Source organism: Demequina sp. TMPB413 (assembly GCF_020447105.2).
Taxonomy (GTDB): domain Bacteria; phylum Actinomycetota; class Actinomycetes; order Actinomycetales; family Demequinaceae; genus Demequina.
In genome coordinates, this window is sequence record NZ_CP096184.1 from 420,723 (window position 1) to 436,316 (window position 15,594).

The window sequence follows — 15,594 nt, forward strand, 5'->3', positions numbered from 1 at the left end:
GCTCGTGAGCGACCTAGGCCCAGCGCTTGACTAGCAGCCCGTCGAGTTCGGCGGCGTGCTGACGCATGGAGTCGATGCGGTCGTTCGCTCCGAGCACCTGCTCCGCTTCGTCAAGTGCGATGTCGAACGCCGCGCCGATTCTCAGGGACAGGTGCCGGGCCGTCGCGACCAGCCAGTCAGCGGGGAGTCGGAGCTCCGCGCCGAATCCCGCGAGTCGATCCGGCGTGAATCGGTCGGCCTCGTAGTTGCTGGCGGCGGTCTTCATCGCCAACTTGGTCTCGTGGCGGGTTCTCATGAGGTCGAGCCTGACCGCGTTGGACATGAGGTCGTAGGCAGGTGCGAACGTGACCTCTGAACCTTGTAGCAGGACCGAGTAGTTCTTGGCATGGGCGTCGGGCGAGTAGGTGAGCGCGTTGAAGATCAACAGTTGCGCGAACCGCTGAACTGAGACCTCGCGACTCCTGGCGGGTAGCAGCCAGAGCGCGTCGGCGATTTCCTTTGCGCTTGGGCCGCCATCTGACTGGTACTTGAGCCCAGGTCTGACGCCGAGCACTTGGCACATGTCTTCCTGGTGGATCCGGCGCACCTGCGGAGCCTCCCCTTCCGGTGTGACACGGGAGGGCTCCACGTACCTGTCGTAGCGCTCCACGACCACCGCGAGTTGGTCGACGAACCGGTGGAGCCAGGCAAACGGGGCGCGGATGCCACAGAAATGGGCTGCGCGGAGCGTGACGAATTCTGCGAGGTCACCGTCCGCGATACCGTCGGGGCCGATCTTGAGGATGTGCGTGGATGCTGCGGTGCCGGTGGGCGCGTACCAGCGCCCCTCGGTGAGAACGAGGGCGATCTTGCCCTGCTGGCCCGCGAGGGACCACCGGCCAAACTCGTTGGGCACGTAGTCGGGGTCGGCGCGTAACCCGCGGAGCTCGTCGGCGATGTGCGACTCGGCGCGCTCGACGAGGCCGGGGTCGTCTTGTGGAGTCTTCCCTTCGGCAAACACCTGGACGGCACCGGCAACGTCGTGGCCAATGCGGGCGAGCAAGTCGAAGGGCTGGATCGAACGTGTCCCTACGGACGCTGCGATCCTCTCGAGCTTCTTCTCGCCGTCTGGCAGGAGGTTTGCTAACCATGAGCCAGCGAGGTCGTCACTATGCACCAGACGCGACTTCGGCATGGACAGAGACAGCGCGGTCGTCTCGGGATCATCCGCGTACTGTGCGTCGTACACGAAAGTGACCGAGCGGTCGCGGGCCCGTACCAGGCTTCCCGCGAGTCGCTCGTGTATGTACACGTCTAGGCGGCCGTCAGTCACGACGCGTCATCGCCGTGGTTGTCACGCGAACCGAGGCTGCGTGGTTTGCCTGGCCAGTTCGCTTCCGCGCGCGTGAGCTCCTTAGAAGCGCGCCGGATGGCGTTGAGAGTGTCCTCGTCCAGTTTGACGTGGACGAGCGCGTTGCGTATGGCGGAGAACTGCTGAGGATCGACTGTGTTGAGTTGGCGGACCGTCTCGATCGCCCGTCGCGCTGCAGGACTGAGTCGCGCGTCGTTGACGGCACGCTCGAGGCTATGCGTGACTTCGGCCGGTACGGCGATCCTGGGCGTGAGGTCCGTCGCAGCGTATGCAGGTGTCCCGACGGTGGGCTGCGCGCCGGGCGCATCGATGACGTCTACGAGCGCGTCGAGTGCGTTCAGTACGTCCAAGACAAGGTGGAGCTGAGCGCGTGGGTGGCCCTTCTCAAGATCAGCAATCCACTTGCGCGAGACGCCGATCTTGTCGGCGAGTTCGCCCTGGCTGAGTGCGGCCTTGGTGCGGCGGCGGCGGACGATGTTGCCGATGTCGGTGGCGTTGGCCGCGAGCATGGGCACTCCTCTCAGGGACGTCACCGTTCGGTGTCATTCTTGTTGTTGACACCGTTCGGTGTCAAGGGGATGCAACCGAGCGGTCTCATTCTTGCCGATGTCACCGCTCGGTGTCGCGCGGACTCGACGATCTCGGGGTGTCGCTGCGCCTAGGAGCGGCCGGCGGCTGGCACGTAGCGCTCGGCGCGAGTGCCCGAGGCGAACTCGGTAGTCCCCACATGCTTCAGGTCGAGCGGTTCGGCGAGCCCCTCAAAGAGCCAGGGTCCGTGGCCGACCACCGTCGGGAAGACGACGAACTCGTACTCATCGATGAGCCCGGCATCGGCCAGCGCGCGGGGGAGTGTGACACCGCCCAGGGCCAACGGTCCGCCCGGTTGCTCCTTGAGCCGCCTGATCGCCTCGACCGGGTCTCCGCTCAGCACCTCGGTGTTCCACCCGTCGGGCTCGCGTGTGCTCGAGACCAGATACTTCTTGGCGGCGTTCATCGTCTCCTGAAAGGGGAGCATCCATGGCGGCAGATCCGTGGCCGTCCGCCAGAACTCCATCAATTCGAACGTGGTGCGCCCAAGGATGATCGCGTCGGCACCGGCGATGTTCTGGGCGGCGTGGTGATGGGTCGCCTCGTCAGGGTTTCCGGCCATGTGGTCCACGCAGCCGTCGAGCGAGACGTTGATCGAATAGCGCAGGGGTCGCATGCGCTCAGGCTGGCACGGTTCCCACGATTCCGCTACGGCGGACAATAGACCCGCCGACGGGCGCCACCAGATCCCGTGCGATCACCGGGCATTTGGCCTGCAGCAGACAGAACACCCGCGGCCCTGTCTCGCTGAGCGTCTCATAGTTGGCCTGCCCCTTCGCGATGATCACAGGGGCTGCGTCGAACAGTTCGCGGAATGGCAAGGAGCACAGGTCGAGGATGGTGCCAGGGGCCGCCGAGCCGTTGTCGACGATGGCGGCACAAGAGTCGACCCCGGCAGCGAGCGCGTCGTCCCGCGTGGCATCGTTGAGCACCGGGCCTCCCTTGACCGCATAGGTCACCGGAGGGGACAACTCTTCGATAAGCACTCTGTCGAACACGGTTTCGCCAGCGTTGTCGGCAAGGTAGAGCACATGGTCGGCGGTGGCGAGAGCCTCGCGCAAGGCCGCGAGGTGATCAATCGCGAGGGGCGCCGCCAGGACGCGCTCGACGGTCGCCCATAGGTCAGGGACCGCGTCGCTCACTCCAAAGTCGATGATGTTGCCTGCGATGGCCAGCCGGACCGCGGCATCGAGAGGATCCGCGCTAGCCGCCACCAGCTCCTTGAGCCGTGGATACAGGGCGAGCGCGAGGCGGGTGCTCTCCGCCTTGGCGTCACGGTACGGATCGGTATCGCCGAGGCGGTCTCTCACGATGCCGTGCACCGCGTAGGTGATCTCGGGCGGAGTGACGCCTGCTGGCAACTGCTGCAGAAGCGCAAAGGTCTCCGTCATGACCGCGTGCTGGGCTGCCTCATCCTCGGTGACCATGCGTGCCGCAGTCAGTGCTTGTCGCGCGGCGCACGGATAGCAGTCGAGGTAGGTCCGCACCAGGCAAATCATCCTCCGCGCGGGGGCGACGTGGCGAGCCGAAGGTCCCTGCTGGCGCCCACGCCGTGGCCGAGTGCGCCTACGGCTCGGCAGGCGCTTCGACCGCGGGAATTGTCGACGTCAAGACTTCGGAGTCGCCCGTCTCGGTCACGCTCGAGCCCGAGAAGGTGGTCCACGCCAAGAGCCCGAATGCCGCGAGTGCTGTGAACACAAGCGTGGCGATCGAGACGCCGATGGCGGCTCGCAGCATTCCGCGGCGGGGAGCGTCGCCTCGCAGCAGCACGATCGCCGTCACGAGGCACGCGATCGCAAGGAGTGCCCCCACGAACGGGATGAAGAGCGACACGATCGACACCGCCAGGAGGGTGGGCGCCACCCACTGGCGCCGCTCGGTGTCGTCGGAAGGCGATCCGAGCACAGCAGACGCCGGGGTGGCCGCGTTCGCGATCCGCTCGACGGGACCCAGCTCGTCCAACACCGCTTGCACCTGTTCCGTGGTGGGGTGGGCGTTGCCGACGAGGGCTTCCGTGACGTGTTCGGTCACGGCGGTGAGGGTGTCGAGTCGTTCTTGAGGGTCCGTTGAAGACAACGCTCGCTCAAGGTCGCCGAGGTAGGCCACGACCAAGGGGTGGGTCAGTGCGGTGTGCCGTGCCTTGTTCATCGTGTTTCCTCCAAGATGGCGGTGACGTCCTCGCTAAAGGGGCGCCACGTGGTGGCGAATGCGGTCAGGGCATTGATGCCATGGTCGGTGAGTTGGTAGTAGCGGCGTGGGGGGCCGGAAGTGGACTCCTGCCAGGTGCTTTCCACGAGTCCTTGCTTGCGCAACCGCGACAGCAAGGGGTACAGGGTGCCCTCGCTGGTGAGCAGGCGGGCGGTGGTCAGTTGGGTGGCCAGTTCCAGGCCGTAGGCCGGTCGCTGCCGCAGGCACGCGAGCACGCAGTACTCGAGCACGCCCTTGCGCAATTGGGTGAGCACGGCCTCTTCTGGGCTATCCATGGCTTGAGAGTAACAGGTATCGTGCAGTGCAAGGTACCAATTAGTAGTAGGAAGCCAAATGGTGTGCGTGTCAGTCGCGGATCGGCGCGTCCAGTCCCTCGGTATCGGCGTCGCCGGCGTCGTCGGCAGGGTCCGGCCTGGGCCCGCCGTGCATGAACATGCTCGCGCGTTCGACCGCGTGGATGCTCCCGGTAAACAGTCCCTCGTCGCTTGCGTGCTCAGGGGGAGGCAACTTTTTGCGGCGTGGCTTGGCCCCGGCGTCGGCCGTATGTGAAGCGTCGGACACGAGGACGCGCTGCGTGGGCGCGGCGTCGGGCATCTCTGCCTGTACCCACAGCACCATGGCTTCGCGCACGTAGCAGCGCAGGTCCCACAGCGTCGGCGCGTCCTTGGCGGTCACCAGGACGCGCACGCGCACGGAGCCGCCGGTCGCGCCGGTGACCTGCAGCACGGAGGTGCGGCCGTCGAATAGGGGGGTCTCGTCCAGCACCTCTTTGAGGTGATCGCGCATGCGGTGAGGGGAGACGCGCCAGTCAAGGTCAAACTCCACCGAGCCGAGAAGTTCGGAGTCCTGCCGCGTCCAGTTCTCGTAAGGGTTGGCGGTGAAGTACGTGCACGGAAGCACCAGGCGGCGGTCGTCCCACAAGCGCAGCACCACGTAGCTGAGGGTGATCTCTTCGACCCTGCCCCATTCCTCCTCGGCCACAATGACGTCGTCCACGCGCAGCGCGTTGCTGAACACGAGCTGGACGCCGGCGAACATGTTGCTCAGCACCGATTGCGCAGCGAGACCAGCGACCACCGAGATGATGCCGGCCGACGCGAGAATGCTCGCGCCCACAGCGCGCACCGCATCGAAGGTGAACAGTGTCGCGCCGATCGCGATGACCACTAGCAGGGCGGTAACCAGGCGGCGCATGAGGAGCGTCTGGGTGTGGAGTCGACGGGCGACGGTGTTGTTGGGCACGTCCATGCTTTGGCGGCCGAGAGTGACGTCGGTGACGTAGTTGACGAGGGCGACGAGCAGCCATGCCGCGGTCGCGATGAGGCCGATACGGACCACGTGTGAGGCCTGTGGCCACCAGGCTTCCGTGCGGAGCGTCGGCGCGGCGCCTGCCCACAGCCCGGCTAGGAGCAACAGCACCCACCACGGACGGCGCGCGGCGGCGACGAGTGCCCGGGCAGACGCGTGGCGGCGGGCGGCCAGGCGGAGGGTCAGGTGGACCACGAGTCCGACGAGCACGGCGGATCCCACGCCGATGCCGAGCGACATCCCAAAGGCTGTCCAGTCGTCGATCATGCGTCTCCTCGATGGTGGGCCCCACCTATGACTCTAAACGCCGAGGTTGCGGGTATGACAACGGGGAAGGGGGCCAGTTGGCCCACCTTCCCCATGTCCGAGGCGTCTAGCTCAGGTGGATGAGCGAGTCCGTGAGGGTGAGGCCCAGGTCGGCGCCAGTGACTGCGAACAGCAGGAACAGCGCGAGCGCGCCGCCGATGAGGCCGAGGTTCTTGTTGAAGGAGATCTGCTCGGTCTGCTTGGCCTGCGCGTCGCTTTCCTTCCAGAACGGGTGCATGAAGAAGCTGATGGGGATGAGGGTCGCGGCGATCAGCAGCGCGCCCAGGTCGCCAAAGATGCCCAGCAGGATCATGAGCGATCCGAGGCCCATCGCCACGCCGGTCGCGATCACGCCAAACTTGCCGCCAGGCGCGCCCTTGTAGGAGGCGTAGCCGGCCATGTCGTCGGCCTTGGCAAGGTGGCCGATCGCGCTGAAGGCGAAGATGAGGGCGAACAGAATGCGAGCGATGAGGAACACGGCGTCCATGGGAATCCTTCGTTAAGTTGACAAGTCACCTAAAAGATAGGGGCGGGTGAGTGACATGTCAACCAGTTACGCTGTGGGCCGCCTTTCGTGGCGCGATCAGCGCCGATACACTCGCCCCATGCCGGCGCTCTACGTCCTCACCGGCCTGCCTGGCGCGGGCAAGTCCGTCAGGGCCGCGGCGATTGTGGCCGCCACCGGCGCGGCGCACGTGGACATGGACACGGCGCTGCGCGAGCGAGGAGTGAGCATCGTCGACTACGAGACTCGCTTCGCGATGCAGCCAGAGGTGGAGGCGTCGATCGCGCCGCTGCTCGCGGCCGGGCGCGACGTGGTGGCCGAGTTCGGTTCGTGGACCCGCGAGGAGCGCGAGCGGCTGCGCTCCTACGCCGACGCGTCGGGCGCCAGGACCGAGTTGCACTGGCTGGATGCCCCGCCCGAGGAGTGTGTGGGGCGTCTCCGCGCTCGCGGGGGAGAGGGGGCGGAGCAGTTGGTGACCATCGTGACGGAGTTTGCGCCCGAGGGCTACGAGCGTCCCACGGCCGACGAGGGGGCTGGGTTCGACGCGTACGTTCCGCCGGGCGTGGAGTGGGAGTACGACGGCGCGGAGTCCTGACCCTGCTCGCCCCTTGCGCGCACGTGCTCGAGGATGTTGAGCCCCACCAGGGCCGCCGCGACGCTCGCGAGCGCGACCATGGGAGTCACATTGGCAACGAGTGGAACTGCTAGCACGAGCGCCGTCGCGAGCGTCAGCCTGGTCCTGTTCCATTGGCCGTGCATTCGATGGGCGAAGAGGGCTGTTCCGGCGAGGTAGCAGGCCACGCCTCCCGCGAGGGCAACGGCCCCGAACAGCCCGTAGGGTTCCGTCGCATCGATGTGAGCCATGGCGACCTCGAGCCCAAGAGCGGCGAGCACAATGCCGCCGATGAGGACCAGGTGTAGGTAGGTGTAGGCGTCGGTCGCGGTGCGGGCGCGCGTGACGGACGGCAGACTTCGAAGGGTGTGCTCGGCGCTCTTCGCCAGCCGAGTGAAGTACGCCCACCACATGCCCACACAGATAAGCATCGACAGGATGACGCCCGTCAGGATGGCCTCGCTCATGGGCTCGGATGCCACCCCGACTCCGATGCCGAGGGTGGTCTCGCCGAGAGCAAGGATCATGATGAGGCCGTGCCTCTCGGTGAAGTGGGTGGTGGACCGCACCGGCCACTCGACGCCCAGGCTCATGCGGTAGGCCGCCAGTGGCTCGATCGCGACGGCGGCGAGCGTGCACACGAGTTGCCATGGCCCGCCGATGAGTGCGCCCACAGTCAGCAGCACGCCCGACGGGATGACCGACAGGGCGACCGTGACCACGGTGCGCCGCCTGAGGGCGGGTTCCGAAAGCAATGCGAACACGATGCCGTGCGCGACTCGCGCTACCAGGTACGCGCAGACGAACACCATCGGCGCGAACACACCGCCGGGGAGGTCGTCGAACGTCTCGCGTATGCCAAGGCCGGCGACAAAGACGGCGATCATGCCGACGATCATGGCGACACGCACCACGCCCTCGTCGGCGTGGGCCAGGTTGGAAAGCCAGCCGTAGGCGGTCCACGACCACCACAGCAGCGCCATGATGCCGAGCGCCTGGAACACGCCGAGCGCGCTGTGTTCGTGAGCCATGAGGCGGGTGAGCTGCGTGAACGCGAATACGAACGCCAGGTCGAAGAACAACTCGGTCGTGGTGACGCGGTCGCCCTCGCGACTGGGAACGGCCCTGAACATCGTCTGGGCCGACGCGTCCACGCCGTGGCTCACAGCGCGTACCCGCCCGTCACGGGAATGTCCTCGCCGGTGATCCACGCGCCCTGGTCGGACACGAGGAACGCGATGACTTTGCCGATGTCTGCCGGTTCGCCGATGCGGCCGAGCGCGGTCTTGGCGGCGAGCCCGTCGATGATCTCGGGGTACTTCTCGAAGGCGTCGTCACCCAGGCGGGTGCGCGTCGGGCCGGGGGAGACGGAGTTGACGCGGATGCCGCGCGGCGCGAGTTCCTTGGCGAGGTACCGCGTCGCGGTGGTGAGCCCCGCCTTCATGGCCGCGTATCCGGAGTAGCCCTCGTGGGTGTCTCCCGGCCGCGCAGAGCTGCTCGAGACGTTGACGATGGCGCCGCCGTCGGACAGGAGGGGAAGCAGGGACTGGGCGAAGAAGTAGGGGCCGCGTAGCAGCACGCGGTAGTACTGATCGAAGGCGTCGTGCGTCATGTCAGCGAAGAGGTGCCCGCCGCCGAATCCTGCGTTGTTGACCAGCCCGCTGACGGTGGTGGTGCCCCACTCGCGCTCGAGCGCCTCGCGCAGTTGCTCCGTGAAGTGGGGGAAGGTGCCGGTCTGGGCGACATCGAGGGGCAGGGCGACAGCCTTGCCGCCCATCGCGGTGATCTTGGCGACGGTCTCGTGCGCGCCTTCTGGGTGAGAACGGTAGGTGGCAACAACGCCGACGCCGTTCTTGGCGATTTCGAGGGCGGCGCCCTGGCCGATTCCCGCACTTGCTCCGGTGACAACAATGACTGAGTTGGTGTGTGTGTTCATGGTTCTATGGAAGCGCGGCAGGGGCATGAAGTGTTATGGCATTGCTCTTGAGTTCTTGCCTAATCCTCTCCGGAGTGCGAGAACTGGGTATGCACTGCGGGCGCCACCTGCTTGAATCGAGTCATGTCACTCCAACAGATGGAAGAGCTCCGTGACCTGATCTCCCGGCACGCGGGCTCGGGCACCACCCGCACGGCGATCCCAGGGGTGCTGGTCTCGAGGGCCACCGACGGCGGGGCGTCCGACGGCGCGACCACGGGCACGGTCTTCGCGCTCGTGGTGCAAGGAACCAAGCGCCTGTCCGTTGGTGGCGCCGTCCACGACTACGGACCAGGCCAGTACCTCGTCGCCTCGGTGGACCTGCCCGTCTCCGGCCGGTTCAACGACACCTCTGAGGCGAATCCCGCGCTGGGCTTTGGCCTGGAACTGCGCGCGGAGGTCATCGCCGAGCTCATGCTCAACGTGGCCGCAGGCGATCTCATGCGGTCGGGGCGCGACGCGTCGGCGCCGTCGGCGGTCGCGGTAGGCACCGCGTCGGACCGGCTGCTCGACGCGGCCATCAGGATGCTGCGCCTGCTCGACACCCCGCGCGACATCCCCGTGCTCGCGCCGCTCATCGAGCGCGAGATCCTGTGGCTGGTCATGTCGGGGGAGCAGGGCGCAGCGGTGCGCCAGCTTGGACTCGCCGACAGCAACCTGAGCCGGGTGCGACACGTGGTCACGTGGGTGCGCGAGCACTTCGCCGAACCCTTGCGCGTCGAAGACCTCGCGACCTTGGCCCGCATGAGCCCGTCCGCGTTCCACCGTTCCTTCCACGCGGTGACCGCCATGAGCCCCATCCAGTATCAGAAGAGCATTCGGCTCCAGGAGGCGCGCCTGCGCGTGCTTGCGCAGCCAGGGGACGTGGCGGGGATCGCCTATGCCGTGGGGTACGAGAGCCCTTCGCAGTTCAGCCGCGAGTACAAGCGCGAGTTCGGCGTACCGCCCAGCCAGGATGCGGTGGCATTGAGGGCGTAGCGGTGCAGCTGTGGGGTGGCACGGACCGGCGCCGTCGGCCATACTGCCAGGGAGAAGATGCTGGTGCCGGGACTCTCGTGGTTGCACCGCGCACGGCCAGGGGGAGGCAGCGAATGGACATGGCGAGTGCGAGCGCGGCGGTGCCCGGTCTTTCTGCGTCGCATGGCGCGAGCGCCGTCGGGGCAGGCTGCTCGTTAGCACTCCTCGCGCTCGTCACGGGCTGCGGCTCGGGTAACTCGCAGGTGCTGGTCGAGAACCACTGCGACGTGCCGATCGAGGCCACGTTCACCTACCTCGTGTCGGAAGTGCGCCAGCCCGAGGACAGGTTGTTCCTCGATCTGGAATTGGATGCGGACGGCGCGCTCGACATAGCCGCCGGCGAGTCGTTAACTCTGGTCATAGGGCCGCACCCCTCGCCAGATACTCATTTCGAGGGAAAAGTCTCCCTGACCATCCGTGGCGAGGGCGGCGAGTGGCTTGAAGTGGCGCTGATGGAGGAGGCGCCTACCGGAAGCGACGTCGGCTACCTCAAGGATGGAGTTTTCGTGGTCGACGGAGTGCTGTGCTCGCAGTTGGACGACCGGGTATCGGGGAGTGAGTAGCGCCCTACCTAGCCGCTGGCCGTCTGTTGCTCCTCAGTAGCCCGATTCTCGCCAAGGTGAGTATGCCGGTTATTGTGTGATCGGTGTACACAAAGTACTCTAAGTACACATGAGCACTATCAGCCGTCGGATCAGCAGCCGGGAGTTTCGCGCCGAACTCTCCGACGTTGTCGGACACGTGGCCTACGGTGGCGAGCGCGTGGCCCTCACGCGCAACGGAAAGGTGGCGGCGGTGCTCATCAGCAATGAAGACCTCGAGACCTTGGAGCGCCTGGAGATGGCGGCCGACGTCGAGGCATATCGCGCCGCAAGAGCGGCCGATGATGGTGCACGGGTACCTCTGGAGGAACTCGACCGAGAACTGGGGTAGTCCGTGTACCGCGTGGAGTTCACGTCGGCAGCCGCGCGCCAGGTGCGGAAGTTGCCTCGCGAACACAGGGCTCGCATCCAGGCCCGCATGCGCCAGTTAGGTAACGAGCCTCGTCCAGCGGGCGCTATCAAACTCGCCGGTGAGACCACTGCTTGGCGCGTGCGAGTCGGCGACTACCGCGTGATCTACGACATCTTTGACGACGTGCTGGTGATCACGGTTGTCGCGGTCGGCCACCGGCGGGAGGTCTACCGCGCGTAGGTGCGCAAGGTGTCATAGGCCGCCGCGGCGGCACCCTGCACGTCGCCCGCCGCTTCACACCTTGGGGATTAAGCCACGCTCCTCGAACACGGTCTTGGCTGCGAACACCGCATTGAGTGTGCGAGGGAAACCGCAGTAGACGGACGAGTGCAGCAAGGCCTCGACAATCTGCCCTGGCGAAAGCCCGACGTTGAGCGCGGCACCCACGTGCACCCGCAGTTGTGGCTCGCAGCCACCGAGTGCGGTCAGCATGCCGAGCGTCACCAGCTGCCTGTCGCGGGGCGCGAGTCCGGGGCGAGAGTAGATCTCGCCGAAGCCCCAGGCGACGATCTGGTGCGCCAACTCGGGAGCCACGCCTTCGAGTGAGGCGATGACGTTGGCGCCCGCCTCGCCATCGACGGCATCAAGCACCGACATTCCGTGGGCAAAGCGCTCTGCGCGCGTGGTGGTGTCGTTCATGGGGGCTCCTTCTGTTGAGGGTCGGGACGGGTGGGAGGCCCGACGCCCCCGACGCTAGATGTGCGAGCGCGCTCGAAGTCAAGGCGCCGCCCACCGACCCGGCGGTCGACGATCGCATGCGCCCCTCTTCCTCACCTCAGAGTTGCAGGTCGCGGGCCGCAATGGGTGGGTGTGGGTGACGGAGTTCGACGGGAGCGGTGGATCGGTGGGCCGTCGGACGTACCAGTGATGGGCGCCTACGAGAAGCAGTCAGTGGCTCAACGATGCAACTAGCCCGCCGGTTCATCGCAACCGCGTGGCACTTGATCGGGAGGTCTCTATCGTTCCGAGAGCAGGAGGGGGCTCCAAGGAGCCAGCGTTGGCGGAGCCGCATGCTGACTGGAAGGGCCTTCCGTCAAGTCGACGGTGCAGGTACGGTGGAGTGCGACTCAGCCTGCCAGTGCGCTTGCGAAAAGGGGAAATCGGATGGCACCGTGGTTTGCAGTGGTCGTGCCGGCGGTTGTCGTGGCGCTTGCGATTCGACTCGACTCCGTGCTCATTGGTCCCTATTTCTCGATTTCCTCGGTAGTGGCCGGTATGGTGGGCGTCGAGGATCGCTTCTGGAACGACGGCAAGAACCTGAAGCACGCGGTGATTCGTCGATTCTTCTATCCATTCATTCTGGGGGTCGTGCTTGCCCTCTCCGGGCTTACATTATTCGACACGACTTCTGCGGGTGCGCTAGCCGCAGCCCTGCTTCTCTGGCCAGCGGTATTTCATCCGTTGCCGGCTTTCATCTCGCTTCGCGATTGGCAGGTCATCGTGATTTGGCTGACCTTCTTCGCGTCGTTCGGCGCGCTTGCTGCCCTCGGGTCATATGCGGTGGAGATCATCTACAGCGCGTCTGATGGAGCTGTGCTTGACTATGTCGTCGCCCTGGTGCGCGATGCAGTTCTTCTGTCGATCGGAACGACGTTCATCCTGGCTTTCTTCAAAGGTTCTTTTGGCTCACTAAGGAGCAAGGTTGAGAGTCGCCAGGCCAGGGCGTACAACCTTGAGAAGTCCGATGACGGGCCCTAATTGGCCTGAGGCGTATTCGAGTCCCGTGTCTTCAAGGCGTAGGTACAGGGCGGATTACCGGTTCCGTCTCGAGCAGCGCGCACAAACTCGAGGTTTTCGAAGGAGGCGCGATGCGGTGGTCGCGAAATTGAACGTTGCGTCTCTCAGCGCCTGGGAGCCTGTCGTGTGCGCGATAATGCTGGTAGAGATGCAGGAACGCGGGGCAATCCGACGCGGCGCTGAATGGGCAGTGTGGGCATTGCTCCGGACCGTGCGCTCCCCGCGCGTCATGACGCTGGGACCACTGCAACTTGCGAACGCGCCATGGGATATTCGCGATGCGAGCGGAATGGCTGTCACGTTCCTTGAGGCTCGCGGATGTACGACGCCGCGATCCGGCGGGCAGCTCTCGTGCATCGCCCGTGCGTGGCACGGCGCAGCGTCACGGCAGAGTGGTCAACAGATAAGTTACCTCGAAGCTCTGCACATCGCGGAAGCGGTGCTTGGCGTCAGTTCAATCCAACCCGTTGCCCGGTAGGGCCGAGACCCGTTGCCGCTGTACGGGCGGGGCGTGGTGGTTGCGAGTCTTTATGCCGCTGCTCGGCGCCTGTACGTGGTTCAAATGGGCGCTTCACTAGACCACTCCGTGACGGGAGCGCCCGTGGTCGATCCGCGTGCACCAGTCGGTGTCTGCGTCTTGGGCAGCATTGATCGGGCGGATGTCGCCCTCTCGCAGGTTCACCAGTCCGTCGGGGGATGAGGGACGACGCCCGCGAAGATCTCGGCAAGAACGCGATACATGGTGACGGGCGTGGCGTCGACACTGATCGCGGGGCTGGGGCAGGAGCGGGTGGTAGTTCGTTTCCAGACCGCGAAGGCCATTGTTGCGGTCACTATCGTCTCGTGTGTCGACGCGCGTGGGGGTTTGCAGGGAAGAATGACCGGTTGGTGATATGTGCGAACCTCTCGTCGGTAGCCTTTGGTCATGCGACTCACCGCGACACTTGCGCTCCACGCAACAGACCTATCCTTGAGCCAATCGCTCGCCAACTGGCTCGGGGTTGGCGCCCAACTGGGATTGCTCGCCGCGGCCGTCGTTGCCGCGATCTATGCGCACCGTTCTTGGAGGATCGCACAGAAGTCTGCGAGCGACCGGTTCGAGTTCGCGCGAAGAAAGCAGGCCGCCGCGATATCAGCTTGGACCGCCGACGCGGGACCTGGCCGGTTAGCTGTTGTAGTGAGCAATGCAAGCGACGCTCCAGTCTTTCGACTCAACGCTAGAACCGTACTCGCGCCTCCAGCGGGTGGCCGTGAATTGGGACTCAGACGTGTCGAAATCGTCCCACCGAACAGCAGGGAATTTGTAGTCGAGTACGAACTGTCTGAACGCGACTCTGATGCCGACTTCTACGTCGAGGTCACGTTTAGCGACGCTTCCGGAGCCTGGTGGCATCGCGATTATCGGGGGGTGCTGACGGAGGACTTATCCGAGAAGTACCTGTGCTGACTTCCTGCAACACTCACCGGATCGAGACTCGACGCAGCTCAACCTTCCAGCACGGGTTCTAGCTGCGCCGATTCTGACGAGCCAAAGTACGACGATTCCGGGTGCCGCTGCTTCCACGCATCCAACTTGCAAATCGCCGAATGCGGTTCGTCATTTGCGAACTGTGCGCCCCTGCACCCCGAGATCTTCGCAACGCGACTCTGGTGCGGCTTGGAAGCAATCGTCATCTGGGCGATAAGGTGAGGACGGTCGCCGTCGCCGCACTCCGGGCGGGCAGGGACACATCGGCAAGAGCGACGTGGTCGCTTCTGGCTCATGTATGCGCATGAGGTCAGTGCGGGCGACAGACTCCGGGCAATTGTGGCCGAGACACGCCAATTGAAGCGATCGCGGGGGCAGTGGAATGCGGTCATTGAAGGCTGTGGATGTCCGTGACGCGGCACGACCAGGAGTGAGCTTGTAGGGGCGGCACGTAGACCCGCGCGCGTGAACCTCGGCGAGTAGTGTGACGGGATGCCCTCCACTCGCCGACAACTCCCGCGCGTCTCAGTCGCTTGGGCCAGCGCAATGGCCGTCATCTCAGTTGTCTTTGGCGTTTGGCTCGGGGTCGCGCTCGCACCAGCGAGCCAGGCACCGTGGTGGCAAGGGCTTCTGGACTTCGCAAAGAGCCCAGGCGCAGCCGCCTTCGCTGCGCTTCTCGCCGCGGTTATCGCCTTTGGCGGGATATCCAAGCAGGTCGCGGTGTCGCGAGCTTCGCTCACACATCAGAAGGAGTCGGCGCAGGCGGACGCCTGGTGGGCGATGTTCGAGTGGGCATCGGATCGGGCGATCCCTCGCCGACAGGACGAGCGGCCGTTGCCCGTCAGCGTTTCGATCAGGACGCTTGAGCGGCTAGCTGCCGAGGCGACCGAGCAGGTGCAGGAGGCTGCATGTGCCGGTGTCATTGACGTCCTCACTCCAGCGATTGATGCTGCAGGACTCGGACTCGCGGTTGATGGGAGGGATGCGGTTGCATCCGAAGGAGAACTAGCTGGCTTTGCCGCTCTCGCGTCGTACGTTGAGTCAAACGCAGGTACGCCCGCAGCGTCCTTTGCGGCAGAGGCCCATGTCTACGAGTTTCGCGTCGCCAGCGCGCTCGTGTCTCTCTCAACACAGAATCCGCGAGTCAAGATCTACAGGAACCCGCCTTCTGCGGCCGATCACGGCGCAGACGCAATAGCCGTCGTCGATGGGCTGCGGGTGATCATCGAGATAAAGGCATACCGAAGTGCTGCGGGGCTACCGAGTAAGATTCTTCAGGCGATTCGTCGTCTTCGGGGCCGCGTGCCGGATGCCGACGCGATTCTTGTCATCACCACATTCCCTGCGGACTTGGGGCCAGACCAAGAGTCAGAACTGCGTGCCACAACTGCTCTCTGGCGGGGTCCCGAAGATGACGCTCGGCTCCTGGAGGCGCTCTTGCACGCGAGTTCCCTGCGATAGCGGACGGATCGTGGTGCGGCAAGCAATCGCCGCGGCCCCGAAG

19 protein-coding genes are annotated in these 15,594 nt (G+C 65.4%); 8 read left to right on the plus strand and 11 right to left on the minus strand.

All coding sequences use genetic code 11. The features are described from left to right. Nucleotides 1-13 precede the first annotated feature (13 nt). From LGT36_RS01945 to LGT36_RS01980, 8 genes are all read right to left on the minus strand, one after another. Nucleotides 14-1,312, minus strand: a complete 1,299-nt coding sequence (locus tag LGT36_RS01945) for a HipA domain-containing protein (RefSeq protein ID WP_226264708.1) — start codon at nt 1,310-1,312, stop codon at nt 14-16. Continuing rightward, on the minus strand, nt 1,309-1,860 hold the full coding sequence (locus LGT36_RS01950) for a helix-turn-helix domain-containing protein (protein WP_226095787.1): 552 nt from the start codon (nt 1,858-1,860) through the stop codon (nt 1,309-1,311). Before LGT36_RS01950 ends, LGT36_RS01945 begins: the two co-directional genes overlap by 4 nt. A 149-nt stretch (nt 1,861-2,009) precedes the next feature. Further along, the gene (locus LGT36_RS01955) at nt 2,010-2,555 is read right to left on the minus strand and encodes a dihydrofolate reductase family protein (protein ID WP_226095786.1); all 546 of its coding nucleotides are present in this window, start codon (nt 2,553-2,555) and stop codon (nt 2,010-2,012) included. Nucleotides 2,556-2,559: 4 nt separating this feature from the next. Beyond that, nucleotides 2,560-3,438 carry a DUF89 domain-containing protein gene (locus LGT36_RS01960; protein ID WP_226095785.1) on the minus strand — a complete coding sequence of 293 codons (879 nt, stop codon included), beginning with the start codon at nt 3,436-3,438 and terminating at the stop codon, nt 2,560-2,562. A 67-nt stretch (nt 3,439-3,505) separates the two neighbouring features. Next, nucleotides 3,506-4,087, minus strand: coding sequence for a hypothetical protein (locus tag LGT36_RS01965; protein ID WP_226095784.1), 582 nt, complete (start codon nt 4,085-4,087; stop codon nt 3,506-3,508). Beyond that, complete coding sequence (locus LGT36_RS01970; protein ID WP_226095783.1) at nt 4,084-4,422, minus strand: PadR family transcriptional regulator; 339 nt, start codon at nt 4,420-4,422, stop codon at nt 4,084-4,086. Before LGT36_RS01970 ends, LGT36_RS01965 begins: the two co-directional genes overlap by 4 nt. A gap of 70 nt (nt 4,423-4,492) precedes the next feature. Continuing rightward, nucleotides 4,493-5,722: a mechanosensitive ion channel family protein gene (locus tag LGT36_RS01975; RefSeq protein WP_226095782.1), complete on the minus strand. Its 1,230-nt coding sequence runs from the start codon at nt 5,720-5,722 to the stop codon at nt 4,493-4,495. Nucleotides 5,723-5,828: 106 nt separating this feature from the next. Further along, nucleotides 5,829-6,248, minus strand: coding sequence for a DoxX family protein (locus LGT36_RS01980; RefSeq protein WP_226095781.1), 420 nt, complete (start codon nt 6,246-6,248; stop codon nt 5,829-5,831). A gap of 118 nt (nt 6,249-6,366) precedes the next feature. On the opposite strand from LGT36_RS01980, the gene LGT36_RS01985 reads away from it, so the two are divergent. After that, complete coding sequence (locus LGT36_RS01985) at nt 6,367-6,861, plus strand: ATP-binding protein (protein WP_226095780.1); 495 nt, start codon at nt 6,367-6,369, stop codon at nt 6,859-6,861. Here LGT36_RS01985 and LGT36_RS01990 read toward each other — a convergent pair. Both LGT36_RS01990 and LGT36_RS01995 read right to left on the minus strand, forming a co-directional pair. Continuing rightward, a complete protein-coding gene (locus tag LGT36_RS01990; protein WP_226095779.1) occupies nt 6,771-8,045 on the minus strand; it encodes a low temperature requirement protein A in 1,275 nt (424 codons plus the stop codon). The two genes, LGT36_RS01985 and LGT36_RS01990, sit on opposite strands and share 91 nt — an antisense overlap. Continuing rightward, a complete protein-coding gene (locus LGT36_RS01995) occupies nt 8,042-8,815 on the minus strand; it encodes an SDR family NAD(P)-dependent oxidoreductase (protein ID WP_226095778.1) in 774 nt (257 codons plus the stop codon). The genes LGT36_RS01990 and LGT36_RS01995 overlap by 4 nt, the downstream gene beginning before the upstream one ends. Nucleotides 8,816-8,938: 123 nt before the next feature. Here LGT36_RS01995 and LGT36_RS02000 point away from each other — a divergent pair, with 123 nt between their 5' ends. The 4 genes from LGT36_RS02000 to LGT36_RS02015 all read left to right on the plus strand — a co-directional run bounded on the left by LGT36_RS02000 (nt 8,939) and on the right by LGT36_RS02015 (nt 11,065). Then, nucleotides 8,939-9,832 carry an AraC family transcriptional regulator gene (locus tag LGT36_RS02000; protein WP_226095777.1) on the plus strand — a complete coding sequence of 298 codons (894 nt, stop codon included), beginning with the start codon at nt 8,939-8,941 and terminating at the stop codon, nt 9,830-9,832. Between the two features lie 113 nt (nt 9,833-9,945). Further along, nucleotides 9,946-10,434: a hypothetical protein gene (locus LGT36_RS02005; protein WP_226095776.1), complete on the plus strand. Its 489-nt coding sequence runs from the start codon at nt 9,946-9,948 to the stop codon at nt 10,432-10,434. Between the two features lie 109 nt (nt 10,435-10,543). Next, nucleotides 10,544-10,804 carry a type II toxin-antitoxin system Phd/YefM family antitoxin gene (locus tag LGT36_RS02010; protein WP_226095775.1) on the plus strand — a complete coding sequence of 87 codons (261 nt, stop codon included), beginning with the start codon at nt 10,544-10,546 and terminating at the stop codon, nt 10,802-10,804. Between the two features lie 3 nt (nt 10,805-10,807). Continuing rightward, a complete protein-coding gene (locus LGT36_RS02015; protein WP_226095774.1) occupies nt 10,808-11,065 on the plus strand; it encodes a type II toxin-antitoxin system RelE/ParE family toxin in 258 nt (85 codons plus the stop codon). 54 nt (nt 11,066-11,119) lie between these two features. On the opposite strand, the gene LGT36_RS02020 is transcribed toward LGT36_RS02015, so the two are convergent. Beyond that, complete coding sequence (locus LGT36_RS02020) at nt 11,120-11,524, minus strand: carboxymuconolactone decarboxylase family protein (RefSeq protein ID WP_226095773.1); 405 nt, start codon at nt 11,522-11,524, stop codon at nt 11,120-11,122. Between the two features lie 465 nt (nt 11,525-11,989). On the opposite strand from LGT36_RS02020, the gene LGT36_RS02025 reads away from it, so the two are divergent. The 3 genes from LGT36_RS02025 (at nt 11,990) to LGT36_RS02035 (ending at nt 15,551) form a co-directional block, all read left to right on the plus strand. Then, a complete protein-coding gene (locus LGT36_RS02025; RefSeq protein ID WP_226095772.1) occupies nt 11,990-12,583 on the plus strand; it encodes a hypothetical protein in 594 nt (197 codons plus the stop codon). Nucleotides 12,584-13,547: 964 nt separating this feature from the next. Next, nucleotides 13,548-14,069 carry a hypothetical protein gene (locus LGT36_RS02030; RefSeq protein WP_226264634.1) on the plus strand — a complete coding sequence of 174 codons (522 nt, stop codon included), beginning with the start codon at nt 13,548-13,550 and terminating at the stop codon, nt 14,067-14,069. Nucleotides 14,070-14,582: 513 nt separating this feature from the next. Continuing rightward, the gene (locus LGT36_RS02035; RefSeq protein ID WP_226096055.1) at nt 14,583-15,551 is read left to right on the plus strand and encodes a restriction endonuclease; all 969 of its coding nucleotides are present in this window, start codon (nt 14,583-14,585) and stop codon (nt 15,549-15,551) included. The last annotated feature ends 43 nt before the right edge of the window (nt 15,552-15,594 follow it).